The sequence below is a fragment of the Pantoea alfalfae genome (genome assembly GCF_019880205.1).
In the GTDB taxonomy this organism is placed as follows: Bacteria; Pseudomonadota; Gammaproteobacteria; order Enterobacterales; family Enterobacteriaceae; genus Pantoea; species Pantoea alfalfae.
The window spans coordinates 3,761,721-3,786,933 of the sequence record NZ_CP082292.1 but is presented as its reverse complement, the minus strand read 5'-3'; the positions used below and the strand labels follow the sequence as shown (position 1 = coordinate 3,786,933).

Below are 25,213 nucleotides of genomic sequence, written 5' to 3'. Positions count from 1 at the left end.
CGCGGTTATTTACGCAGGCGAACCTTGTCGACCGCATGATCGCCACTTTTGGTCATGATCAGGCTGGCCCTTTCACGCGTCGGCAGGATATTTTCCTGCAGATTGAGCCAGTTAATCTCTTTCCATAGATTACCCGCTATCTCAACCGCTTCTGCCTCTGAGAGCTGGGCGTAATGGTGGAAGTAGGAGTCTGGATCGGTAAAGGCACCCTGACGGAATTTCAGGAATCGATTGATATACCAGCTTTGCAGAAGGTCTTCCTCTGCATCTACATAGATAGAGAAGTCAACGAAGTCCGAAACAAAGACGTGATGGGGGTCATGGGGATAGTCCATGCCGCTCTGTAATACGTTCAGACCTTCCAGAATAAGAATATCTGGCTGCTGTATCACTTTATCGCCGTCAGGGATGACATCATAAATCAGGTGCGAATAGACCGGGGCGGTCACCTGACTGGCTCCGGATTTTAAGTCGGAAACGAAATTGACCAGCCGGTGCATATCATAAGATTGCGGGAAGCCTTTTTTCTTCATTAAGCCACGCTCTTTCAGCACGGCATTAGGGTGAAGGAAGCCATCCGTCGTGATCAATTCCACTTTACGATGTTCAGGCCAGCGGCTGAGCAACGCCTGCAGTACACGCGCAGTCGTACTCTTACCGACCGCGACGCTCCCCGCAATACTAATGATATAGGGGATTTTCTGGCTATTTGTGCCCAGAAATTGCTCCAGTACCGCCTGCCGACGAACGTTAGAGCTGATATAGAAATTAAGCAGACGCGAAAGGGGCAGATAAATTTCTGCGACTTCCTCCAGCGAAAGATCTTCGTTGATGCCCTTGAGCTGCGCGATCTCTTCCTCTGACAGCGTCATCGGCACAGAATCACGTAATGCAGCCCACTGCTCACGAGTGAACTCCAGATAAGGCGTTGTCAGGGGGGGTGTTTTATTCATAAGCATGCATCTGACCGCAAATTCATTACTATCAACCGCGTGTTAGCCGATAAGCAGGACAGTACGGGTGAAGTGAGTCACGAATCGCTGGTTTATCAGTGAGAACAATGGGCTGGAGGGTATCACCAGTATGGCTTTCAACAGAAGTAAAAAGATAGAGGCGATCTCGCTTTCGTCGGCATACCCACAAAACGTTACGATAGTCGCTGTTTTCACCGATCCGGGGTTGTTTATTATCTTACCGCGCCTCACAGCCACTGGGTGGCGTTAATCCCCTTATCCGACTAAAGGCCTGGCTTGAGGGCGTAAACGCGGGAGAGGAGGACACAGAAGGGCGGGGAAAGACAAAACCCGATGCCGGACGACATCCCCGGCAAAACCGTCTGCCCTTCTGAGACCGTTCGTAACGGTGGTGCCAAAAAAGCGGTCTATTTGGTCGCAAAGCGGCTCCATTTTCTGCTGAAGCGCGACGGTGAACAAAAAAATGATGCAGAGTGGTTCAAAAAAGCATCACTCAGTGCGTAAAGGCAAAATAAAGGCGTGGGCCGTGGATCATTTATCTGCCCGAAAGAGCGCTTTCGCACGGAGTGAAGCGTCGGTCAGAACCGGCTGAGCCGGTAAAAACAGGGCCGGATTGCACAAATATTCTGCAAAAAATCGCGAAAATGCGACGATTTGCACAAATAGTAAGCGATAGAAAAAAATATGCGATTTTTTAGTTGCATCCGACGCCCGACCTTCCTAGAATGCGCACCACTTGATGCCGGCTTAGCTCAGTTGGTAGAGCAACTGACTTGTAATCAGTAGGTCACCAGTTCGATTCCGGTAGCCGGCACCAATCAAGTAGGTGGGATTCCCGAGCGGCCAAAGGGAGCAGACTGTAAATCTGCCGTCACAGACTTCGAAGGTTCGAATCCTTCTCCCACCACCATCTCAGCCTCACGGTTGAGTACAGATAGACAACCTGTTTATCTGTCAGGTGAGTCATTTATCACCCTGAATTCAGACTGAGCGTTAGCGAAGTCAAAGCCGGTCAGCTTCGCTGGCAGGCAGTAGATAACAGAGAGTCATTCTCTGTTTTCTGCAAGCTACAGAAAGAACAGGTAGCCGAGTTCCAGGATGCGGGCATCGTATAATGGCTATTACCTCAGCCTTCCAAGCTGATGATGCGGGTTCGATTCCCGCTGCCCGCTCCAGATGTGCTGATATGGCTCAGTTGGTAGAGCGCACCCTTGGTAAGGGTGAGGTCCCCAGTTCGACTCTGGGTATCAGCACCACTTCCTTTAATCTCCCTCCTGATTTTCTCTGTAACTTCCTTGCAGTCAGGCATTGCCTGGTTAATGTGATGATATCATTGATATATCCGTGTCTTAGAGGGACTAGCGATGGCTAAAGAGCAATTTCAACGTAACAAACTGCACGTAAACGTGGGCACCATCGGTCACGTTGACCACGGTAAAACCACCCTGACTGCAGCTATCACTACCGTACTGGCTAAAACCAACGGCGGCCAGGCGCGTGCATTCGACCAGATCGACAGCACCCCTGAAGAAAAAGCCCGCGGTATTACCATCAACACCGCACACGTTGAGTATGAGACTGCTTCACGTCACTACGCTCACGTTGACTGCCCAGGTCACGCCGACTATGTGAAAAACATGATCACCGGTGCTGCGCAGATGGACGGCGCGATCCTGGTTGTTGCTGCGACTGATGGCCCGATGCCACAGACCCGTGAGCACATCCTGCTGGGTCGTCAGGTTGGCGTTCCTTACATCATCGTGTTCCTGAACAAGTGTGACATGGTTGATGATGAAGAGCTGCTGGAACTGGTAGAGATGGAAGTCCGTGACCTGCTGTCACAGTACGACTTCCCAGGCGATGACACCCCAATTGTTCGTGGTTCTGCGCTGAAAGCGCTGGAAGGCGTTCCTGAGTGGGAAGCAAAAATCGTTGAGCTGGCTGAACACCTGGACAACTACATCCCGGATCCAGTCCGTGCGATCGACATGCCGTTCCTGCTGCCAATCGAAGACGTCTTCTCAATCTCTGGCCGTGGTACTGTTGTTACCGGTCGTGTTGAGCGCGGCATCGTTAAAGTCGGCGACGAAGTTGAAATCGTAGGTATCAAAGATACTGCGAAATCAACCTGTACCGGTGTTGAGATGTTCCGTAAGCTGCTGGACCAGGGTCAGGCAGGCGAAAACTGTGGTGTTCTGCTGCGCGGTATCAAGCGTGAAGACATCCAGCGTGGTCAGGTTCTGGCTAAGCCAGGCTCAATCAAGCCACACACCCAGTTCGAGTCAGAAGTTTACGTTCTGTCTAAAGACGAAGGTGGTCGCCATACTCCGTTCTTCAAAGGCTATCGTCCACAGTTCTACTTCCGTACAACTGACGTAACCGGCTCAGTAGAGCTGCCAGAAGGCGTTGAAATGGTCATGCCAGGCGACAACATCAAAATGGTTGTTACCCTGATCCACCCAATCGCAATGGACGAAGGTCTGCGCTTCGCAATCCGCGAAGGTGGCCGTACCGTTGGCGCGGGTGTTGTTGCTAAAGTTATCGCATAATTACCGATAACGTTTGACGCAATGCACACGGAAAGGGCATCATTTGATGCCCTTTTTGCACGCTGTTTCATAGAACCTGGCTCATCAGTGATTTTTTCGATCATAATCATTGCTGAGACAGGCTCTGTTATGCGGCGTTGGATACCGAGTTACGCCTCAAAAGCTCATTCGGTTTGGACGCCTCGCACTGCGGGGCAGAATAGTTTCTGAATTATTGTGGCAGGTTGGTTTATGAGTGCGAATACCGAAGCTCAAGGGAGCGGGCGTGGCCTGGAAGCGGTAAAGTGGGTAGGTGTTGTATTACTGCTGCTTGCAGCGATTGTAGGTAACTACCTCTATCGTGATGTGTCACTGCCACTGCGCGCGTTAGCCGTAGTTGTACTGATTGCAGCGGCTGGCGGCATTGCGCTTTTAACGACCAAAGGCAAAGCGACCGTGGCTTTTGCTCGTGAAGCAAGAACAGAAATGCGTAAGGTTATCTGGCCAACCCGCCAGGAAACGCTGCACACCACGTTAATCGTTGCCGCGGTTACTGCCGTGATGTCACTGATTTTGTGGGGGCTGGATGGTATTCTGGTCCGTCTGGTATCGTTTATCACTGGCCTGAGGTTCTGAGATGTCTGAAGCTCCAAAGAAACGCTGGTACGTCGTACAGGCGTTTTCCGGTTTTGAAGGCCGCGTAGCCCAATCGCTGCGCGAGCATATCAAATTGCACAACATGGAAGAGCTGTTTGGTGAAGTCATGGTCCCGACTGAAGAAGTCGTTGAAATCCGTGGTGGCCAGCGTCGTAAGAGTGAGCGCAAGTTTTTCCCGGGATACGTACTGGTTCAGATGGTGATGAATGACGCCAGCTGGCATTTAGTACGCAGCGTCCCTCGCGTGATGGGTTTCATCGGCGGTACCTCTGACCGTCCTGCACCTATCAGCGATAAAGAAGTTGATGCGATCATGAATCGTCTGCAGCAGGTCGGCGACAAGCCTCGTCCTAAAACGCTGTTTGAACCGGGTGAAATGGTTCGTGTTAATGACGGTCCGTTCGCTGACTTTAACGGTGTGGTTGAAGATGTGGATTACGAAAAGAGCCGCCTGACGGTATCCGTATCCATCTTTGGTCGTGCAACACCAGTTGAGCTCGACTTCGGTCAGGTGGAGAAAGGTTAACCTCTTTCCGCTCACAAATTAGCTGTTGCAGCAGGCGCGAAATTTAACTACAATTTCGCGCCTTTTGTTTTTATGCGCTGGCAACAGCGTATAAATCGTTATCACGGGGAGCCTTTACAGGCGCTATAACCCAATTGAGGAAATATCATGGCTAAGAAAGTCCAAGCCTACGTCAAGCTGCAGGTTGCAGCTGGTATGGCGAACCCAAGTCCACCGGTTGGTCCAGCTCTGGGTCAGCAGGGTGTTAACATCATGGAATTCTGTAAAGCGTTCAACGCTAAGACCGAATCTCTGGAAAAAGGTCTGCCGACTCCTGTTGTTATCACCGTATACAGCGACCGTTCTTTCACCTTCATTACCAAAACGCCTCCGGCTGCCGTACTGCTGAAAAAAGCAGCGGGCATCAAGTCAGGTTCTGGTAAGCCGAACAAAGATAAAGTCGGTAAAGTGACTCGTGCTCAGGTACGTGAAATCGCAGAAACCAAAGCTGCGGACATGACTGGTTCTGACGTTGAAGCGATGACTCGCTCAATCGAAGGTACTGCTCGTTCCATGGGCCTGGTAGTAGAGGACTAAGAAATGGCTAAGCTGACCAAGCGCATGACCGTAATTCGCGACAAAGTTGACGCGACCAAGCAGTATGACATTGCTGAAGCTGTTGCTCTGCTGAAAGAACTGGCAACTGCCAAGTTCGTTGAAAGCGTTGACGTTGCTGTCAACCTCGGCATCGATGCACGTAAATCTGATCAGAACGTTCGCGGCGCGACCGTTCTGCCACACGGTACTGGTCGTTCAGTACGTGTTGCTGTCTTCGCCCAGGGCGCTAACGCTGAAGCTGCTAAAGCAGCTGGCGCAGAGCTGGTAGGCATGGAAGACCTGGCTGATCAGATCAAGAAAGGCGAAATGAATTTTGACGTTGTTATTGCTTCTCCGGATGCAATGCGCGTTGTTGGCCAACTGGGCCAGATTCTGGGTCCACGTGGCCTGATGCCAAACCCGAAAGTGGGTACTGTAACGCCTAACGTTGCTGAAGCGGTTAAGAACGCTAAAGCAGGTCAGGTTCGTTATCGTAACGACAAAAACGGCATCATCCACACTACCATCGGTAAAGTGGACTTTGACGCTGACAAACTGAAAGAAAACCTGGAATCTCTGCTGGTTGCGCTGAAAAAAGCTAAACCATCACAGGCTAAAGGCGTGTATATCAAGAAAGTCAGCCTTTCAACCACCATGGGCGCCGGCGTTGCCGTTGACCAGGCTGGTCTGAACGCAACAGCAAACTAATTGCTGCTTGAAACGGGCGAAAAATTCACCTAGAATCTTACGCCCGTTGTTCTGTTATTAGCAGAACAGGACACCAGAGAGCCAGAACCGACTGTTGCGTTTATCGCCATTCCCTCTGACTCTGCTGCGTCGCACAGAATTTAGGTTGGAGCCAGGCCTTATCCTGGCCTCCGTCCAAGACCGCAGGCGCTGTTTATCTCCGGGTATTCCGCTTAATCCCCTGCGTAGACGGTGACAGAACCAAAAGAATTTTTTCTTAGCTGGATTCTGCTCACCGTGTTCGAGCGCTTATTACCCCTCGGGGTGAGTAAGTGAAGTGAGTTCCGGGGAAATCCTTTCCCGGTCAAATCCAGGAGCAAAAGCTAATGGCATTAAATCTTCAAGACAAACAAGCGATTGTTGCTGAAGTCAGCGAAGTAGCCAAAGGTGCGCTTTCAGCGGTTGTTGCGGATTCCCGTGGCGTTACCGTTGATAAAATGACCGAACTGCGTAAAGCAGGCCGTGAAGCTGGCGTTTACATGCGTGTTGTTCGTAACACCCTGCTGCGCCGCGTCGTTGAAGGTACTCAGTTTGAGTGCCTGAAAGACACGTTTGTTGGTCCGACCCTGATTGCATATTCTATGGAACACCCGGGCGCTGCTGCTCGTCTGTTCAAAGATTTCGCGAAAGCGAATGCAAAATTTGAGGTCAAAGCTGCAGCCTTTGAAGGTGAGCTGATCACGGCGGCCAATATTGACCGTCTGGCAACGCTGCCGACCTACGAAGAAGCACTGGCACGTCTGATGTCGACCATGAAAGAAGCCGCTGCTGGCAAACTGGTCCGCACTCTGGCTGCTGTACGCGATGCAAAAGAAGCGGCTTAAGGCCTTATTCTTTTCTTCGTAACTGCTTACGTATAAACTTTTTCTGATTCTTAGGAACAATTGTCATGTCTATCACTAAAGACCAAATTCTGGAAGCTGTTGCAGCGATGTCCGTAATGGAAGTTGTTGAGCTGGTTTCTGCTATGGAAGAAAAATTCGGCGTTTCTGCTGCTGCTGCTGTAGCTGTTGCTGCGGGCCCGGCTGAAGCTGTTGAAGAAAAAACTGAATTCGACGTCGTACTGAAAGCTGTTGGCGCGAACAAAGTAGCAGTCATCAAAGCTGTACGTACTGCAACTGGTCTGGGCCTGAAAGAAGCCAAAGACCTGGTTGAAGCAACTGGCGTAATCAAAGAAGGCATCAGCAAAGATGACGCAGCTGCACTTGAAGCTGCTCTGAAAGAAGCTGGCGCTGAAGTTGAAGTTAAGTAAGACAGCCTTCGGGTTGCAGTCTGAGTAGTTTCAGGCTGATGGCTGGTGACTTTTTGGTCACCAGCCTTTTTGCGCTACAGGGTCTCAATGGGGTTTCACACTGTTTGTCCATTGTTGCTCTTCAATATCTTTCTCTATCGACGACTTAATATACCGCTTTCCTGTGCGGGTTCCCTGCCTTCTCAAAAGCGATGAAATGATTTAAGCGTGATAGAAAGAGGTATTGCACTGCTGCCGCGCAGCCAGTGAATCAAACAAAATCGTGTTGCATGAACTGTCCTGTCAGGACGGACAGCGTGGGTCGACTTGTCAGCTAGCTGAGGAACCCTATGGTTTACTCCTATACCGAGAAAAAACGTATTCGTAAGGATTTTGGTAAACGTCCGCAAGTACTGGACATACCTTATCTCCTTTCCATCCAGCTCGACTCGTTCCAGAAGTTTATCGAGCAAGATCCAGAAGGTCAGTACGGACTGGAAGCTGCATTCCGCTCTGTATTCCCTATTGCGAGCTACAGCGGCAACTCTGAGTTGCAGTATGTCAGCTACCGCCTGGGTGAACCTGTCTTTGACGTGAAAGAGTGTCAGATCCGTGGCGTGACCTATTCGGCACCGCTGCGCGTGAAACTGCGTCTGGTGATCTATGAGCGCGAAGCGCCAGAAGGCACCGTAAAAGACATTAAAGAACAAGAAGTCTACATGGGCGAAATCCCGCTCATGACCGACAACGGTACCTTTGTTATCAATGGTACCGAGCGCGTTATCGTTTCTCAGCTGCACCGTAGTCCCGGCGTGTTCTTTGATAGCGATAAGGGTAAAACCCACTCATCGGGTAAAGTGCTGTACAACGCACGTATCATCCCTTACCGCGGTTCATGGCTCGACTTTGAGTTTGACCCGAAAGATAACCTGTTTGTCCGTATTGACCGTCGTCGTAAGCTGCCGGCCACAATCATCCTGCGCGCGTTACAGTTCACTACACCTCAGATCCTCGATATTTTCTTCGAGAAAGTCGTGTTTGAAATCCGTGACAATAAGCTGCAGATGGAGCTGGTGCCTGAGCGCCTGCGCGGTGAAACCGCTACCTTCGATATTGAAGCGAACGGCACCGTCTACGTCGAAAAAGGTCGCCGCATTACTGCGCGCCATATTCGTCAGCTGGAAAAAGATGGCATTCAGCACATCGAAGTCCCGGTTGAATATATCGCGGGCAAAGTGGTCGCTAAAGATTACATCGATGAGAGCACCGGTGAGCTGATTGTTGCAGCGAACATGGAACTGTCGCTGGATCTGCTGGCTAAACTGAGCCAGTCCGGTCACAAGCGCATCGAAACGCTGTTCACCAACGATCTGGACCATGGTCCATATATGTCCGAGACCCTGCGTGTCGACCCAACCAGCGATCGCCTGAGCGCACTGGTTGAGATCTACCGCATGATGCGTCCTGGTGAGCCGCCAACACGCGAAGCTGCAGAGAACCTGTTTGAGAACCTGTTCTTCTCAGAAGATCGTTACGATCTGTCTGCGGTCGGTCGTATGAAGTTCAACCGCTCATTGCTGCGTGATGAAATCGAAGGTTCAGGCATCCTGAGCAAAGATGACATCATCGAAGTCATGAAGAAGCTGATCGACATCCGTAACGGTAAAGGCGAAGTGGACGATATCGACCACCTCGGTAACCGTCGTATTCGTTCAGTGGGTGAAATGGCTGAGAACCAGTTCCGTGTCGGTCTGGTACGTGTTGAGCGTGCGGTTAAAGAGCGTCTGTCTCTGGGCGACCTTGATACGCTGATGCCACAGGACATGATCAACGCGAAGCCGATTTCGGCTGCCGTGAAAGAGTTCTTTGGTTCAAGCCAGCTTTCTCAGTTTATGGATCAGAACAACCCGCTGTCAGAGATTACGCATAAACGTCGTATCTCTGCTCTCGGCCCGGGTGGTTTGACGCGTGAGCGTGCCGGTTTCGAAGTGCGTGACGTACACCCAACGCACTACGGTCGTGTCTGCCCAATCGAAACCCCTGAAGGTCCGAACATCGGTCTGATCAACTCCTTGTCTGTCTATGCACAGACCAATGAGTACGGTTTCCTTGAGACACCTTATCGCCGCGTTATTGACGGTCTGGTTTCTGACGAGATTCACTACCTCTCTGCTATCGAAGAGGGTAACTACGTTATCGCTCAGGCGAACGCCCCTCTGGATGACAACGGCGCGTTTGTTGATGACCTGGTCACCTGCCGTAGCAAAGGCGAATCAAGTCTGTTCAGCCGCGATCAGGTTGACTACATGGACGTTTCCACCCAGCAGGTGGTTTCTGTCGGTGCATCCCTGATCCCGTTCCTGGAACACGATGACGCCAACCGCGCCCTGATGGGTGCGAACATGCAACGTCAGGCCGTTCCGACTCTGCGTGCTGATAAGCCGCTGGTTGGTACCGGTATGGAACGTGCTGTTGCCGTTGACTCCGGTGTAACAGCCGTGGCGAAACGTGGCGGTACCGTACAGTACGTCGACGCATCACGTATCGTTATCAAAGTTAACGAAGACGAAATGCATGCTGGCGAAGCCGGTATCGACATTTACAACCTGACCAAATATACCCGTTCTAACCAGAACACCTGCATCAACCAGATGCCATGTGTTTCTCTGGGTGAGCCGGTTGAGCGCGGCGACGTGCTGGCAGATGGCCCGTCCACCGATCTGGGTGAACTGGCACTGGGCCAGAACATGCGCGTAGCGTTCATGCCGTGGAACGGCTACAACTTCGAAGACTCCATCCTGGTCTCCGAGCGCGTGGTTCAGGAAGATCGCTTTACGACTATCCACATTCAGGAACTGGCTTGCGTGTCGCGTGACACCAAACTGGGGCCGGAAGAGATCACTGCTGATATCCCGAACGTGGGTGAAGCTGCACTCTCTAAACTGGATGAGTCAGGCATCGTCTACATCGGTGCTGAAGTGACCGGCGGCGACATTCTGGTTGGTAAGGTAACACCGAAAGGTGAAACCCAGCTGACGCCAGAAGAAAAACTGCTGCGCGCTATCTTCGGTGAGAAAGCCTCTGACGTGAAAGATTCGTCACTGCGCGTGCCGAATGGCGTGTCAGGTACCGTGATCGACGTTCAGGTCTTTACCCGCGATGGCGTGGAAAAAGACAAACGTGCGCTTGAAATCGAAGAGATGCAGCTGAAGCAGGCCAAAAAAGACCTGTCTGAAGAACTGCAGATTCTGGAAGCGGGCCTGTTCAGCCGTATCCAGAACGTACTGATTTCAGGTGGCGTTGAAGCAGACAAACTGGACAAGCTGCCGCGCGAGCGCTGGCTGGAACTGGGTCTGACTGACGAAGCCAAGCAAAACCAGCTGGAGCAGCTGGCAGAGCAGTACGACGAACTGAAGCACGAGTTTGAGAAAAAACTCGAAGGTAAGCGTCGTAAGATCACCCAGGGCGATGATCTGGCACCAGGCGTGCTGAAAATCGTTAAGGTTTATCTGGCTGTTAAGCGTCAGATTCAGCCGGGTGACAAAATGGCAGGCCGTCACGGTAACAAAGGTGTTATCTCCAAGATCAACCCGATCGAAGATATGCCTTACGATGAAAACGGTACGCCGGTTGACATCGTTCTGAACCCGCTGGGCGTACCATCGCGTATGAACATCGGTCAGATTCTGGAAACGCACCTGGGTATGGCAGCGAAAGGTATCGGCGAGAAAATTAACGCCATGCTGAAGAAGCAGGAAGAAGTCGCGAAGCTGCGCGAATTCATCCAGCGCGCCTATGACCTGGGTACCGATCTGCGTCAGCGAGTTGATCTGAACACCTTCTCCGATGACGAAGTACTGCGTCTGGCTGAGAACCTGAAGAAAGGTATGCCAATCGCCACGCCGGTGTTTGATGGTGCGAAAGAGAGCGAGATCAAAGAGCTGCTGCAGCTCGGCGGCCTGCCTTCTTCCGGTCAGATTACCCTGTTTGACGGCCGTACCGGTGAGCAGTTCGAACGTCAGGTAACCGTTGGCTACATGTACATGCTGAAACTTAACCACCTGGTTGATGACAAGATGCATGCACGTTCTACCGGTTCCTACAGCCTGGTTACTCAGCAGCCGCTGGGTGGTAAGGCGCAGTTCGGTGGTCAGCGCTTTGGTGAGATGGAAGTATGGGCACTGGAAGCATACGGTGCCGCGTATACCCTGCAGGAAATGCTTACCGTTAAGTCTGATGACGTCAACGGCCGTACCAAGATGTATAAAAACATCGTTGACGGTAACCATCAGATGGAACCGGGCATGCCGGAATCCTTCAACGTACTGTTGAAAGAGATTCGCTCGCTGGGTATCAACATCGAGCTGGAAGACGAGTAACCCCTTTTCATGCGGCTTACCGCCGCCTGAAAGCGCAGGGTTTAAAGCGCTCGCAATTGTACTGGTTACGGGGCGTTCAATTTCGGTTGGACGCCCCCTGAGTCTCACTCCGACGGGAGCTAATCCGTGAAAGACTTACTTAAGTTTCTGAAAGCGCAAACTAAGACCGAAGAGTTTGATGCCATCAAAATTGCGCTGGCTTCGCCAGACATGATCCGTTCCTGGTCTTTTGGTGAAGTGAAAAAGCCAGAAACCATTAACTACCGTACTTTTAAGCCAGAGCGCGATGGTCTGTTCTGTGCCCGTATCTTCGGGCCGGTAAAGGACTATGAGTGCCTGTGTGGCAAGTACAAGCGCCTCAAACACCGTGGTGTGATTTGTGAGAAGTGCGGCGTTGAAGTGACCCAGACTAAAGTACGCCGTGAGCGTATGGGCCACATCGAACTGGCGTCGCCGACTGCGCACATCTGGTTCCTGAAGTCACTGCCATCGCGTATCGGCTTACTGCTGGATATGCCACTGCGTGACATCGAGCGCGTGCTCTACTTTGAATCTTACGTGGTAATCGAAGGTGGCATGACCAACCTCGAGAAGCGTCAGATCCTGACTGAAGAGCAGTACCTTGACGCTCTGGAAGAGTTCGGTGACGAGTTCGACGCCAAAATGGGCGCCGAAGCAATCCAGGCCCTGTTGAAAAACATGGATCTGGAGCAGGAGTGCGAGCAGCTGCGTGAAGAGCTGAACGAAACTAACTCCGAAACCAAACGTAAAAAACTGACTAAGCGCATCAAGCTGCTGGAAGCGTTCGTCCAGTCTGGCAACAAGCCAGAGTGGATGATCCTGACCGTGCTGCCTGTTCTGCCACCGGACCTGCGTCCGCTGGTACCGCTGGATGGTGGTCGTTTCGCCACGTCGGATCTGAACGATCTGTATCGTCGCGTGATCAACCGTAACAACCGTCTGAAGCGCCTGCTGGATCTGGCTGCGCCAGATATCATCGTGCGCAACGAAAAGCGTATGTTGCAGGAAGCGGTCGATGCACTGCTGGACAACGGTCGTCGCGGTCGTGCGATCACCGGTTCCAACAAGCGTCCGCTGAAATCGCTGGCTGACATGATCAAAGGTAAGCAGGGTCGTTTCCGTCAGAACCTGCTGGGTAAACGTGTCGACTATTCTGGTCGTTCGGTTATCACCGTTGGTCCATACCTGCGTCTGCATCAGTGCGGTCTGCCGAAGAAAATGGCACTCGAACTGTTCAAACCGTTCATTTACGGCAAGCTGGAACTGCGTGGCCTGGCCACCACCATCAAAGCCGCGAAGAAAATGGTTGAGCGCGAAGAAGCCGTTGTCTGGGATATCCTCGACGAAGTGATCCGTGAGCACCCGGTTCTGCTGAACCGTGCGCCTACGCTGCACCGTCTGGGTATTCAGGCCTTTGAACCGGTTCTGATTGAAGGTAAAGCGATCCAGCTGCACCCGCTGGTTTGTGCGGCTTATAACGCCGACTTCGATGGTGACCAGATGGCTGTTCACGTACCGCTGACGCTGGAAGCCCAGCTGGAAGCGCGTGCGCTGATGATGTCGACCAACAACATCCTGTCACCTGCGAACGGCGAGCCAATCATCGTTCCTTCTCAGGACGTTGTACTGGGTCTGTATTACATGACCCGTGACTGTGTTAACGCCAAAGGCGAAGGCATGGTGCTGACTGGCCCGAAAGAAGCTGAGCGTATTTATCGCGCCGGCCTCGCCTCTCTGCATGCTCGCGTTAAGGTGCGTATCACCGAACACGAGAAGAATGAGCAGGATGAGTGGGTTGCTAAAACCAGCATCATCGATACTACGATTGGCCGTGCCATCCTGTGGATGATCGTGCCAAAAGGTCTGCCTTTCTCCATCGTTAACCAGGCGCTGGGCAAAAAAGCTATCTCCAAAATGCTTAACACCTGTTACCGCATTCTGGGCCTGAAGCCGACCGTTATCTTTGCTGACCAGACCATGTACACCGGTTTCGCTTACGCTGCCCGTTCAGGCGCGTCAGTCGGTATCGACGACATGGTTATTCCAGAGAAGAAAGTGGAAATCATCACCGAAGCGGAAGCAGAAGTGGCTGAGATCCAGGAGCAGTTCCAGTCTGGTCTGGTAACCGCAGGCGAACGTTATAACAAAGTCATCGATATCTGGGCCGCAGCCAACGAACGTGTTGCCAAGGCGATGATGGAAAACCTCTCTACCGAAGTCGTGATTAACCGCGACGGCGAAGAAGAGCGTCAGGTTTCCTTTAACAGCATCTTTATGATGGCTGACTCCGGTGCGCGTGGTTCTGCTGCACAGATTCGTCAGCTGGCCGGTATGCGTGGTCTGATGGCGAAGCCAGATGGCTCCATCATCGAAACACCAATCACGGCGAACTTCCGTGAAGGGTTGAACGTACTCCAGTACTTCATCTCAACCCACGGTGCACGTAAAGGCCTGGCGGATACCGCACTGAAAACAGCGAACTCCGGTTATCTGACGCGTCGTCTGGTTGACGTTGCCCAGGATCTGGTAGTTACCGAAGATGACTGTGGTACACACGAAGGCATCATGATGACGCCTGTCATTGAAGGTGGCGACGTTAAAGAGCCACTGCGTGAACGTGTACTGGGCCGTGTGACTGCTGAAGACGTTCTGAAGCCGGGTACTGCTGATATTCTGGTCCCACGCAACACGCTGCTCGATGAGCACTGGTGTGACGTGCTGGAACTGAACTCAGTCGACAGCCTGAAAGTCCGCTCGGTGGTAGGTTGTGAAACCGATTTTGGTGTGTGCGCGCATTGCTACGGTCGCGACCTGGCACGTGGTCACATCATCAACAAAGGTGAAGCGATCGGTGTTATCGCGGCACAGTCCATCGGTGAGCCAGGTACACAGCTGACGATGCGTACGTTCCACATCGGTGGTGCGGCATCACGTGCGGCTGCTGAATCCAGCATTCAGGTGAAGAACAAAGGTACCATCAAGCTGACCAACGCCAAGTCGGTAACGAACTCGGCAGGCAAGCTGGTGATCACCTCGCGTAACGTTGAACTGAAAATGATCGACGAATTTGGTCGTACCAAAGAGAGCTATAAAGTTCCTTACGGTTCTACCATGGCGAAAGGTGATGGTGAGCAGGTTGCAGCGGGCGAAACCGTCGCAAACTGGGATCCGCATACCATGCCAGTTATCACCGAAGTGGGCGGTTTCATTCGCTTCACGGATATGGTTGATGGCCAGACGATTACCCGTCAGACAGATGATTTAACCGGTCTGTCTTCACTGGTGGTTCTGGACAGTGCTGAACGTACTGCAGGCGGTAAAGATCTGCGTCCTGCGCTGAAAATTGTTGATGCCAACGGCAACGACGTTCTGATCCCGGGCACCGACATGCCGGCTCAGTACTTCCTGCCAGGTAAAGCGATTGTTCAGCTGGAAGATGGCGTTAAGATCAGTGCCGGTGACACGTTAGCGCGTGTTCCACAGGAATCTGGCGGTACCAAGGATATTACCGGTGGTCTGCCACGCGTTGCTGATCTGTTCGAAGCGCGTCGTCCGAAAGAGCCAGCTATTCTGGCGGAGATCAGCGGCATCATCTCCTTCGGTAAAGAGACCAAAGGTAAGCGTCGTCTGGTCATTACTCCGCTGGATGGCAGTGAGCCATACGAAGAGATGATTCCGAAATGGCGTCAGCTGAACGTGTTCGAAGGTGAACGTGTTGAGCGCGGTGACGTGGTTTCCGATGGCCCAGAGTCTCCACATGACATCCTGCGCTTGCGTGGCGTGCATGCGGTGACCCGTTACATCACTAACGAAGTGCAGGAAGTTTACCGTCTGCAGGGCGTTAAGATTAACGATAAGCACATCGAAGTCATCGTTCGTCAGATGCTGCGTAAAGCAACCATCGTGAGCGCAGGAAGTGCAGACTTCCTGGAAGGTGAGCAGGCTGAATTCTCTCGCATCAAGATCTCTAACCGTGATCTGGAAGCGAACGGAAAAGTCGGCGCAACCTTCATGCGTGACCTGCTGGGTATTACCAAAGCGTCACTGGCAACCGAATCGTTCATCTCTGCAGCCTCGTTCCAGGAGACCACACGTGTCCTGACCGAAGCAGCAGTAGCAGGCAAGCGCGATGAACTGCGCGGCCTGAAAGAGAAAGTCATCGTGGGTCGTCTGATCCCAGCCGGTACCGGTTATGCGTACCATCAGGATCGTATGCGCCGCAAAGCGGCAGGTGAAGTTCCGGTTGCACCGCAGGTGACTGCGGATGAAGCCTCAGCCAGCCTGGCTGAACTGTTGAACGCCGGTCTCGGCGGCAACAAAGACGATTAATCGTCCTTTGCCTGATAAAAACCCTGCCTCGGCAGGGTTTTTTTTTGTCTCAGATTCAGCCATTCCAGTCACTGCGGCTGATACCAATATCTTTCAGCTGACTGTCGCTTAACTTCGACAGGATGAGGCGTGTCTCACGCCGCAGCTGCCAGCGTTTGTAACTGCGCCACAGATAACGAACCAGGTGGTAAGGCGTGCCTGTAAACGGTTTAGCTGCGCGATTCTCGTCATATCCCATGATAGTGCCCTCAGTGAAGTGTCTGAGGACCATTTTCAGTGGATCGCTCTGTATGATACAGACGCAAAAATCACTTTTATTTAACATACAGATTGCCGTCAGTATGATCTGAATGGTAAAAAAGAGTCGGAACTGTACTGGTTACTGCTCAGCCTCTGAGCCTGTGGAGATACAATGACCCGCTATGAACATCTGGCTACGCTGCTGGCTCAGCGTATCGAACAAGGCTTATATCGCAGCGGTGAGCGCCTGCCTTCAGTACGCAGTCTGAGTACGGAGCATGGCGTCAGTATCAGTACCGTGCAGCAGGCTTATCATCTGCTGGAAGAGAAGCAGATGATTACGCCGCAGTCGCGCTCCGGCTATTTTGTGGCGTCACGCAAAGCAACGCCGCCGATCCCGGCGCTGACCCGCCCCGCACAGCGGCCGGTTGAGGTGACACAGTGGGATGCGGTGCTGGAGCTGATTAACAGCCGTCTGGAAGATGATGTTTTGCAGCTGGGCAGCGGCATGCCCGATCTGACCCAGCCGACGCTTAAGCCACTGTGGAAAGCTTTCAGCCGCCAGGTGCAGAAGCAGGACATGGCGCTGCTGAATTATGACAGTCTATATGGTGTGCTCGCTTTGCGGCAACAGGTTGCACGGCTGGCGATAGACAGCGGCTGCCAGCTCACCGCCGATGACATTGTCATTACTACCGGCTGTCATGAAGCATTATCGGTCGCCGTACGTGCAGTCTGCGAGCCGGGGGATATCATTGCCGTTGAATCACCGTCGTTTCACGGCATTATGCAAACTCTGCGCGGCTTTGGCATTCGTGCCATCGAGATCCCAACCGATGCAGTCACCGGCATCAGTCTGGAAGCGCTGGAGCTGGCCTTTGATCAATGGCCGATTAAAGCGGTTGTTGTTGTGCCGAACTGCAATAATCCGCTGGGATTTATCATGTCTGAGCCGCGTAAGCGGGCTTTGCTGGTGCTGGCGCAGCGGTTTGACGCGGCAGTGATTGAAGATGATGTCTATGGTGAGTTAGCCTGGGAATATCCGCGTCCGCCTACCATCAAATCGCTGGATCTCGATGGCCGGGTGTTGCTGTGCAGCTCCTTTTCGAAAACGCTGGCGCCAGGTTTACGCGTTGGCTGGGTTGCACCAGGCCGCTATCGTGACCGCGTGCTGCACATGAAATATATTGTCACCGGCTCCACCGCCACACAGCCTCAGCATGCGGTCTCCGAGTTTATCCGTCAGGGCCATTATCAGCCTCATCTGCGCCGGATGCGGCAACTCTATCATCGTAACTATGAAACTTTTAGCTGCTGGGTACGCCACTACTTTCCCTGCGGCATCTGCGTTTCCCGTCCTCAGGGCGGTTTTCTGATGTGGATAGAACTTCCCGAAGCGTTTGATGCGGTTCGTCTTAACCGGGAACTGCGCGAGTCAAAAATTCAGATTGCTGTGGGTTCACTGTTTTCAGCGTCGGGGAAATACCGTAACTGTCTGCGCTTAAACTACGGGCTGCCGATCAACGAGCAGACTGAACAGGCGCTGGCGCGGGTGGGTGCGGCCGTCGAGCGCGCCATGCTCTCGTGCCAGCATGAGACCCAGGCTTCAGCCTCTACGCTCGCATAGCGAAGAGAAGAAGCAGGGCCGGCAAGAGGAGGGATCCGGCCCTGGTCAGATAACCTTAACCTGACGGATGCCACGTTAAAGTTTTGGATCACAGCACGCCAGCGGCAACATGCACCTTTACGCGGCACTTTCCCGGAATAATGCTGGCTTTACCGATTTTGCAGCCGCTATGCGCGACAGGTTCCATAAATGCTTAGTCGCCTGGTCCTGCCAGCGCCAGAAGGGTGCGCGTTGCGGCACGCCAGTCATCTGCCTGAGTAATCGCACTCACCACAGCAATGCTGCCGACGCCGGTGGCCAGCACCTCGGGTGCCCGCGCAATCGAGATACCACCAATCGCCACGGTGGGAATATGCGTCAGCCGTGTCAGATGCCGTTTCAGCTGCTCAATGCCCTGCGGCGAAGAAGGCATCTCTTTGGTCTGCGTCGGGAAAATATGCCCAAGTGCGATGTAAGAGGGCTGGATTGCCAGAGCGCGATCCAGTTCCGCATCGTCATGGGTGGAGAGCCCCAGACGCAATCCTGCCTGATGAATGCGAGCAAGATCGGCGACATCGAGATCCTCCTGACCCAGATGTACGCCATAAGCCTGATGTTTAATCGCCAGCTGCCAGTAGTCATTGATAAACAGGCGGGCGTCGTAGCGTTTACCTAACGCAATCGCCTGAGCAATGGCGGGTTCGGCGACCTCATCAGGCCGATCTTTGATGCGCAACTGCATCGTGCGAACGCCCGTTTCAAGCAGGCGTTCGATCCACTCGGGGCTATCAACCACCGGATAAAGTCCCAGGCGCGGGACGGTAGCGGGAAATGCGGGCATCGTTACTCCTCCTTAATGGCATCGGCGGGGTGATAGAGCTCACCGCCGCGGCTGCGGAAACGATCTGACACCTGCGCCATGCCCACTTCAACCGGCTCGGCACGGGCATCCTGGCGTGCCGCAAACTCGCGCACCTCCTGGGAAATTTTCATCGAGCAGAATTTAGGGCCGCACATTGAGCAGAAATGGGCCACCTTGCCTGACTCCTGCGGCAGGGTTTCATCATGCATTGCCCGCGCCGTATGGGGATCCAGCGCAAGGTTAAACTGATCTTCCCAGCGGAATTCAAAGCGTGCTTTAGACATGGCGTTATCACGGATCTGCGCTCCAGGGTGGCCTTTCGCCAGATCGGCAGCATGCGCTGCGATTTTGTAGGTGATCAATCCCTGCTTCACGTCCTCTTTGTTCGGCAGACCCAGATGCTCTTTGGGCGTGACGTAGCACAGCATGGCACAACCAAACCAGCCAATCATGGCGGCACCGATACCCGAGGTGAAATGGTCGTAGCCGGGCGCGATATCAGTGGTCAGCGGCCCAAGCGTGTAGAAGGGAGCTTCATTGCACAGATCGAGCTGTTCAGTCATATTACGGCGGATCATATGCATCGGCACATGTCCCGGACCTTCAATCATCACCTGAACGTCATACTCCCAGGCAATACGCGTCAGTTCGCCCAGGGTACGCAGTTCGGCAAACTGCGCCTCATCGTTGGCATCCTGAATGGAACCCGGACGCAGACCATCGCCCAGCGACAGGGAGACATCGTAAGCGGCGCAGATTTCACAAATCTCGCGGAAGTGCTCATACAGGAAGCTCTCCTGATGGTGGGACAGGCACCATTTCGCCATGATCGAGCCACCCCGCGAGACAATTCCCGTGAGGCGTTTCGCCGTCATCGGGACATAACGCAGCAGTACGCCCGCGTGAATAGTGAAGTAATCGACGCCCTGTTCCGCCTGCTCCAGCAGCGTGTCCCGGAATATTTCCCAGTTCAGCGCCTCGGCCACGCCATTCACTTTTTCCAGCGCCTGATAGATCGGCACGGTCCCGATGGGCACCGGGCTGTTTCGCAAAATCCATTCTCGCGTTTCATGAATATAGCGACCGGTAGAGAGATCCATCACCGTGTCGGCACCCCAGCGGGTCGACCACACCAGCTTTTCTACTTCTTCCTCGATAGAAGAGGTGACTGCCGAGTTACCGATGTTGGCATTGACCTTGACGAGGAAGTTACGGCCAATGATCATCGGCTCCGATTCAGGATGATTGATATTGGCAGGGATAATGGCGCGTCCGTCAGCGACCTCCTGACGGACAAACTCGGGTGTGATATCGGCGGGCAGATGCGCGCCAAAACTGTGCCCCGGATGCTGTTGCAGCAGCACCTCACTGCGGATTCGCTCACGGCCCATGTTTTCCCGCAGGGCGATGAACTCCATCTCCGGGGTAATCATGCCCTGACGGGCATAGTGCAGTTGCGTGACACGGCGGCCTGCACGGGCGCGTCGCGGTGTTGGCAGGTGATCGAAGCGCAGATGATCCAGCCCCTCGTCAGCCAGTCGCTGCTGGGTATAGCCCGAGCTGTTCTGCTCAAGAAGCTCACTGTCGTCGCGTTCAGCAATCCAGCGTGCGCGCAGCTTTTCCAGACCGCGATGCACATCAATCTGTGCCGCGGGATCGCCATACGCACCTGCCGTATCATAGACCGGCACCGCTTCATTTTGCTCATAGAGAGGCTGTTCTTTGCTGCCGCCGATATGGGTCGGGCTTAGGGTGATTTCACGCATCGGCACGCGAATATCTTCCCGGCTACCGGTAATCCAGACGCGACGGGACTGAGGAAAAGCACTGCCGCTTTGCAGGGAATCGATAAATTCCTGCGCCTGGGTACGCTGTTCACGACGGGACATTTTTGGGTCAGACATAGCAATCTTCCTGTTAAGGGGGAACGATGCTTGTCCGGAGTTCGGAAGGAGTAACCGTATAGACAGCACAGGCATGCTGGCATACAGAGAAGTTTTACTCTTGTTCCCTACGCAGGTTCTAACCTGGTCAGGTTCCGCGGATCCCGAATTAACGGTCTCAGCCCAACTGGGCACTCCGACAAGAAGCGGTTTTTTCGCGGGTGTCTGATAACAGACTCGGGCGTAAAACCTCACATTTCAAAGCTAAAATAAAAAAGGTTCTTTGGAGAGCGCTCCTCAGAACCTGTTCAGCATAAAAGGGCTACAGGATAATCTCAAGCCCTTTGCCATTGTTAACCACTAAGCCGGACGCGCGATTTGGCTGTCATTCGCCACTGGTGGCGTAGCAAGCTGGTTATCCCAGGCCAGCTGAATCAGCTTATCTTCCAGCGTAAAGCGTGATTCCAGCACTTCACCCACTTCGGAGAGAGCCTGCTGGAAGGTCATGCAGTTTTCATCATCAATGGCCTGCTGCAGGTGACCGTCATACAGCTGCATCAGACGCTCAGTGTTTGCCTCCAGCGGAGGGTAGATCTGCGCGGCGGCGATCATCGGGCTGTCGCCACTCATTTCACTGATCACGCGCTCATAGATACTGAAGTGACCGGCAGAAAGATAGTCGACCAGGCCGTGACAGAAGTTGTCGAGTGCCTGCTCATCAAGACGCGTCAGCGCCTCTTTTTTAGGTTTAAGACCGACCAGGTGATAATAGGTCACCAGTAGCTGGCGACGCGCTTCAAGCCACGAATCGACCAGTTCATTACTGCCACCTACGCGTTCAGCCAGGACGTCTAACTGGTTAAGCATATCTAACTCCATGTGAGTTATAGTTGTTTATCTACACACTTAACATCAGGGCTTCAGCGTGCGAGTTGACGCTAAGGATGACGAAATAAATGCAATGCGAAATCTCAAGCGTAGACGCTGGATGGTGGATTGTCAGCCATGAACAAAAACTTTGGTTGCCACAAGGTGATTTACCCCACGGAAACGCCGAAAAATTCGGTTTAACTGGCAGTAAGGCCCGGACCATTGGTGAATGGCAGGGCGAAAAAGTCTGGCTGATTTGTGAGCCGCGTTCCTCCGATATGTTCTCCATGCGACAGCTGATCGATCAGGATGTGGCGCTGTTTCAGCTGGTGGGTCGCGGTGTACAGCTGGCGGAGTTCTACCGCTCTCATCGCTGGTGCGGCTACTGCGGACATGAGATGCACCACAGCAAACATGAATTTGCCTGTCTCTGCAGTCATTGCCGTGAGCGTTACTATCCGCAGATCGCGCCCTGCATCATTGTGGCTATCCGTCGCGGCGATGAAATCCTGCTGGCGAATCATGCCCGCCATCGCAACAAGGTCTACACCGTGCTGGCCGGTTTTGTGGAGGTCGGCGAGACGCTGGAGCAGGCCGTTGCCCGGGAAGTGATGGAAGAGAGCAATATCCGCGTCAAAAACGTCCGTTACGTGACCTCCCAGCCTTGGCCCTTCCCGCAATCGCTGATGACGGCGTTCATGGCGGAGTATGACAGCGGCGATCTGCAACATGACGGTAAAGAGCTGCTGGATGCCGCCTGGTTCCGTTTTGATGCGCTGCCTTTGCTGCCACCGCCAGGCACGGTAGCGCGCCGCCTGATTGAAGATACCGTCGCCCTGTGCCGCGCCGAAGCGTGAAAGTGCTACACTACACGCCTGTTATTGAGAGAGTGTTGAGATGAGTGAACTGAAGAACGATCGTTATTTGCGTGCCCTGTTACGTCAGCCGGTTGATGTCACGCCGGTATGGATGATGCGACAAGCCGGGCGCTATTTGCCGGAGTACAAAGCGACACGCGCCCAGGCGGGTGATTTCATGTCGCTGTGTAAAAACGCCGAGCTGGCCTGTGAAGTGACCCTGCAGCCGCTGCGCCGTTATCCGCTGGATGCCGCCATCCTCTTCAGTGACATCCTGACCATTCCGGATGCGATGGGACTGGGTCTCTACTTTGAAACCGGCGAAGGTCCGCGTTTCTCTAATCCTGTGACCTGCCGCGCTGACGTTGAGCGTTTGCCGGTGCCCGATCCTGAAATGGAGCTGGGCTATGTGATGAATGCGGTCCGCACCATCCGTAAAAACCTGAATGGCGATCTGCCGCTGATTGGCTTCTCAGGCAGTCCGTGGACGCTGGCCACCTACATGGTGGAAGGCGGCAGCAGTAAGGCCTTTACTAAAATTAAGAAGATGATGTATGCCGATCCGGCGACGCTGCACGCGATGCTGGATAAGCTGGCCGACAGCGTCATCCTCTATCTCAACGCTCAGATCCGCGCCGGAGCGCAGTCCGTCATGGTCTTTGATACCTGGGGCGGCGTGCTGACCGGTCGTGACTATCGCGAATTCTCCCTGCACTACATGCACAAGATTGTCGATGGCCTGCTGCGTGAAAACGACGGCCGCCGCGTGCCGGTGACGCTCTTTACCAAAGGCGGCGGACAGTGGCTGGAAGCGATGGCTGCCACCGGTTGTGATGCGCTGGGTCTCGACTGGACCACCGATATTGATGATGCACGCCGCCGCGTAGGCGACAAAGTTGCGCTGCAGGGCAACATGGATCCCTCTATGCTCTATGCGGCACCTGAACGTATCGAGCAGGAGGTGGCCGGTATTCTGGAGCGTTTTGGCTCAGGCACTGGTCATGTCTTTAATCTGGGGCATGGCATTCATCAGGACGTTCCGCCCGAAAATGCCGGTGTCTTTGTTGATGCTGTGCATCGTTTATCGCGTCCCTGGCATCAGGAGTAATTATGGACATTGCCGCACTTCGCGCTGAGCAGTTACAACGCGCCGCTGACGTGGTGCGTGAAGATGACTTTGACGTTCTGCCGCCCCGCTTTATTGGCGGGGCAGACGTTGGGTTTGAGCAGGACGGCACCGTCACGCGGGCGGCGATGGTGATACTGGAATATCCCTCGTTAAAACTGGTGGAGCATCGCATCGCGCGCGTTGAGACCACCATGCCCTATATTCCGGGCTTTCTCTCCTTCCGTGAATATCCGGCGCTGATGGCTGCCTGGCAGATGCTGGAGCAAAAGCCTGATCTGTTGTTTGTGGATGGACACGGTATTTCGCATCCAAGACGGCTGGGCGTCGCATCGCATTTTGGCCTGCTGGTCGATGTGCCCACTATTGGTGTTGCGAAAAGTCGTCTCTGCGGGCGTTTTGACGATCTGGATGCGCAGCCTGGCAGCCGTCAGCCGCTGATCGACAAAGGTGAGCAGATAGGCTGGGTATGGCGCAGCAAGCTGCGTTGTAATCCGCTGTTTGTCGCCACCGGTCATCGTGTCAGCCTGGATACGGCGCTGCAGTGGGTCGAAAACTGTACGCGCGGTTACCGGTTGCCGGAACCTACCCGCTGGGCCGATGCGGTTGCCTCTAACCGAACCGCTTTCCAGCGCTGGCAAAACGCGCTTTAACACTGTTTGTGCTGCGGTTTTGCAGTTACACTGCGGCCAGAGAAACGAATAAGAGCCACCTTTATGTTACAGAACCCCGTTCATCTGCGTCTGGCGAAGCTGGAAAGCTGGCAGCACCTGACTTTTATGGCCTGCCTGTGCGAACGCATGTATCCCAACTATCGCGCATTCTGCGAGCAGACTGAATTTGCCGATCCGGCACTCTATCGCCGGATTCTTGATCTGATCTGGGAAAACCTGACGGTCAAAGATGCGAAGATTAACTTCGACAGCCAGCTGGAAAAACTCGAAGCCGCCATTCCTGATGGCGATGCATTTGAGGTTTACGGCGTTTATCCGGCTATCGATGCCTGTGTGGCATTAAGCGAAGTCGTTCATGCGCAGCTGAGCGGCGAAACGCTTGAGCATGCTATTGAAGTCAGCGAGACCTCAATTACCACCGTCGCTATGCTGGAGATGACCCAGGCTGGACGCGAAATGACCGATGAAGAGCTGCGTGAAAACCCGGCTATCATCGATGAGTGGGACCTCCAGTGGGAGATTTTCCGTCTGCTGGCGGAGTGTGAAGAGCGCGACCTTGAATTGATTAAAGGTCTGCGATCTGACCTGCGTGAAGCGGGAATTAGTAACATCGGTATAAATTTCCAGCAGTAAGGCGATAAAACGTGACTTCAGGCCCGAATTAGCGCGCCTGAAGGCTTCACATTGGCCCCCTGTCTGGTCTACATTTGGGGGGCTGAAAATTGTGGCTATCGGTGCGTGCAGGCAGAAGAGTGCCAGAATATGGCTTTTCCCTCGCACTCGTTGCTTAGCAAGCGATAAATACACTTTAAGGATAACTTATGAACAAGACTCAACTGATTGATGTGATCGCAGAAAAAGCTGACCTGTCTAAAACCCAGGCAAAGGCAGCGCTGGAATCGACTCTGGCTGCGATCACTGAGTCTCTGAAAGATGGTGATGCTGTACAACTGGTTGGTTTTGGTACTTTTAAAGTGAACCACCGCGCTGAGCGTACCGGTCGTAACCCGCAGACTGGCAAAGAGATTAAAATCGCTGCAGCAAACGTACCGGCATTCGTGTCTGGTAAAGCGCTGAAAGACGCCGTTAAGTAAGACGTCGCACTGCGGTTAAGCTTTAAAACAGGG

Annotated in this window: 20 protein-coding genes, 4 tRNA genes and 1 riboswitch; of the genes, 19 read left to right on the top strand and 5 right to left on the bottom strand. The window is 53.5% G+C overall.

Annotation, left to right across the window (positions count from 1 at the left end; all coding sequences use genetic code 11):
- Window positions 1-5: 5 nt before the first annotated feature.
- Window positions 6-953 carry a type I pantothenate kinase gene (gene coaA, locus K6R05_RS17670; RefSeq protein ID WP_161736986.1) on the bottom strand — a complete coding sequence of 316 codons (948 nt, stop codon included), beginning with the start codon at window positions 951-953 and terminating at the stop codon, window positions 6-8.
- 762 nt (window positions 954-1,715) lie between these two features.
- Between coaA and K6R05_RS17665 the strand changes: the two genes are divergently transcribed.
- The 13 genes from K6R05_RS17665 to rpoC all read left to right on the top strand — a co-directional run bounded on the left by K6R05_RS17665 (window position 1,716) and on the right by rpoC (window position 15,968).
- Window positions 1,716-1,791, top strand: a tRNA-Thr gene (locus K6R05_RS17665).
- An 8-nt stretch (window positions 1,792-1,799) separates the two neighbouring features.
- Window positions 1,800-1,884 (top strand) — tRNA-Tyr (locus tag K6R05_RS17660).
- 190 nt (window positions 1,885-2,074) lie between these two features.
- A tRNA-Gly gene (locus K6R05_RS17655) sits at window positions 2,075-2,149 on the top strand.
- Window positions 2,150-2,154: 5 nt separating this feature from the next.
- A tRNA-Thr gene (locus tag K6R05_RS17650) sits at window positions 2,155-2,230 on the top strand.
- Window positions 2,231-2,338: 108 nt separating this feature from the next.
- A complete protein-coding gene (gene tuf / locus K6R05_RS17645; RefSeq protein ID WP_222924737.1) occupies window positions 2,339-3,523 on the top strand; it encodes an elongation factor Tu in 1,185 nt (394 codons plus the stop codon).
- 231 nt (window positions 3,524-3,754) lie between these two features.
- Window positions 3,755-4,138 (top strand): preprotein translocase subunit SecE, encoded by a 384-nt coding sequence (gene secE / locus K6R05_RS17640; RefSeq protein ID WP_013359731.1) that lies wholly within the window; start codon window positions 3,755-3,757, stop codon window positions 4,136-4,138.
- Between the two features lies 1 nt (window position 4,139).
- Window positions 4,140-4,685, top strand: a complete 546-nt coding sequence (nusG, locus tag K6R05_RS17635) for a transcription termination/antitermination protein NusG (protein WP_013359732.1) — start codon at window positions 4,140-4,142, stop codon at window positions 4,683-4,685.
- A gap of 147 nt (window positions 4,686-4,832) precedes the next feature.
- Window positions 4,833-5,261, top strand: coding sequence for a 50S ribosomal protein L11 (gene rplK / locus K6R05_RS17630; protein ID WP_006121495.1), 429 nt, complete (start codon window positions 4,833-4,835; stop codon window positions 5,259-5,261).
- 3 nt (window positions 5,262-5,264) lie between these two features.
- A complete protein-coding gene (rplA, locus tag K6R05_RS17625) occupies window positions 5,265-5,969 on the top strand; it encodes a 50S ribosomal protein L1 (protein ID WP_010261038.1) in 705 nt (234 codons plus the stop codon).
- 365 nt (window positions 5,970-6,334) lie between these two features.
- Window positions 6,335-6,832, top strand: a complete 498-nt coding sequence (gene rplJ, locus K6R05_RS17620; protein WP_003848098.1) for a 50S ribosomal protein L10 — start codon at window positions 6,335-6,337, stop codon at window positions 6,830-6,832.
- A 65-nt stretch (window positions 6,833-6,897) separates the two neighbouring features.
- Window positions 6,898-7,260: a 50S ribosomal protein L7/L12 gene (rplL, locus tag K6R05_RS17615; RefSeq protein WP_009092660.1), complete on the top strand. Its 363-nt coding sequence runs from the start codon at window positions 6,898-6,900 to the stop codon at window positions 7,258-7,260.
- Between the two features lie 329 nt (window positions 7,261-7,589).
- A complete protein-coding gene (gene rpoB / locus K6R05_RS17610) occupies window positions 7,590-11,618 on the top strand; it encodes a DNA-directed RNA polymerase subunit beta (protein WP_013359733.1) in 4,029 nt (1,342 codons plus the stop codon).
- A 126-nt stretch (window positions 11,619-11,744) separates the two neighbouring features.
- Window positions 11,745-15,968, top strand: a complete 4,224-nt coding sequence (gene rpoC / locus K6R05_RS17605; protein WP_222924736.1) for a DNA-directed RNA polymerase subunit beta' — start codon at window positions 11,745-11,747, stop codon at window positions 15,966-15,968.
- A 55-nt stretch (window positions 15,969-16,023) separates the two neighbouring features.
- On the opposite strand, the gene K6R05_RS17600 is transcribed toward rpoC, so the two are convergent.
- Window positions 16,024-16,206, bottom strand: coding sequence for a DUF1127 domain-containing protein (locus tag K6R05_RS17600; RefSeq protein WP_033734941.1), 183 nt, complete (start codon window positions 16,204-16,206; stop codon window positions 16,024-16,026).
- Between the two features lie 174 nt (window positions 16,207-16,380).
- On the opposite strand from K6R05_RS17600, the gene K6R05_RS17595 reads away from it, so the two are divergent.
- The gene (locus K6R05_RS17595; protein ID WP_222924735.1) at window positions 16,381-17,835 is read left to right on the top strand and encodes an aminotransferase-like domain-containing protein; all 1,455 of its coding nucleotides are present in this window, start codon (window positions 16,381-16,383) and stop codon (window positions 17,833-17,835) included.
- 193 nt (window positions 17,836-18,028) lie between these two features.
- Here the strand turns inward: K6R05_RS17595 and thiE are convergent, their stop codons facing one another.
- From thiE to rsd, 3 genes are all read right to left on the bottom strand, one after another.
- Complete coding sequence (thiE, locus tag K6R05_RS17590) at window positions 18,029-18,655, bottom strand: thiamine phosphate synthase (RefSeq protein ID WP_161736283.1); 627 nt, start codon at window positions 18,653-18,655, stop codon at window positions 18,029-18,031.
- A gap of 2 nt (window positions 18,656-18,657) precedes the next feature.
- Window positions 18,658-20,580 (bottom strand): phosphomethylpyrimidine synthase ThiC, encoded by a 1,923-nt coding sequence (gene thiC, locus K6R05_RS17585; protein WP_305884806.1) that lies wholly within the window; start codon window positions 20,578-20,580, stop codon window positions 18,658-18,660.
- 87 nt (window positions 20,581-20,667) lie between these two features.
- Window positions 20,668-20,768: riboswitch (TPP riboswitch) on the bottom strand.
- A 151-nt stretch (window positions 20,769-20,919) separates the two neighbouring features.
- Window positions 20,920-21,426: a sigma D regulator gene (rsd, locus tag K6R05_RS17580; protein ID WP_161736285.1), complete on the bottom strand. Its 507-nt coding sequence runs from the start codon at window positions 21,424-21,426 to the stop codon at window positions 20,920-20,922.
- Between the two features lie 89 nt (window positions 21,427-21,515).
- Here rsd and nudC point away from each other — a divergent pair, with 89 nt between their 5' ends.
- The 5 genes from nudC to hupA all read left to right on the top strand — a co-directional run bounded on the left by nudC (window position 21,516) and on the right by hupA (window position 25,180).
- Window positions 21,516-22,286, top strand: coding sequence for an NAD(+) diphosphatase (gene nudC / locus K6R05_RS17575; protein ID WP_222924734.1), 771 nt, complete (start codon window positions 21,516-21,518; stop codon window positions 22,284-22,286).
- Between the two features lie 40 nt (window positions 22,287-22,326).
- Entirely contained in the window at window positions 22,327-23,394 is a 1,068-nt protein-coding gene (gene hemE / locus K6R05_RS17570; protein ID WP_013359742.1) for a uroporphyrinogen decarboxylase, read from the top strand.
- 2 nt (window positions 23,395-23,396) lie between these two features.
- Window positions 23,397-24,065: a deoxyribonuclease V gene (gene nfi / locus K6R05_RS17565; RefSeq protein WP_161736287.1), complete on the top strand. Its 669-nt coding sequence runs from the start codon at window positions 23,397-23,399 to the stop codon at window positions 24,063-24,065.
- A gap of 63 nt (window positions 24,066-24,128) precedes the next feature.
- A complete protein-coding gene (locus K6R05_RS17560) occupies window positions 24,129-24,719 on the top strand; it encodes a YjaG family protein (RefSeq protein WP_013359744.1) in 591 nt (196 codons plus the stop codon).
- A gap of 188 nt (window positions 24,720-24,907) precedes the next feature.
- Window positions 24,908-25,180 (top strand): nucleoid-associated protein HU-alpha, encoded by a 273-nt coding sequence (gene hupA, locus K6R05_RS17555; protein ID WP_003850136.1) that lies wholly within the window; start codon window positions 24,908-24,910, stop codon window positions 25,178-25,180.
- The last annotated feature ends 33 nt before the right edge of the window (window positions 25,181-25,213 follow it).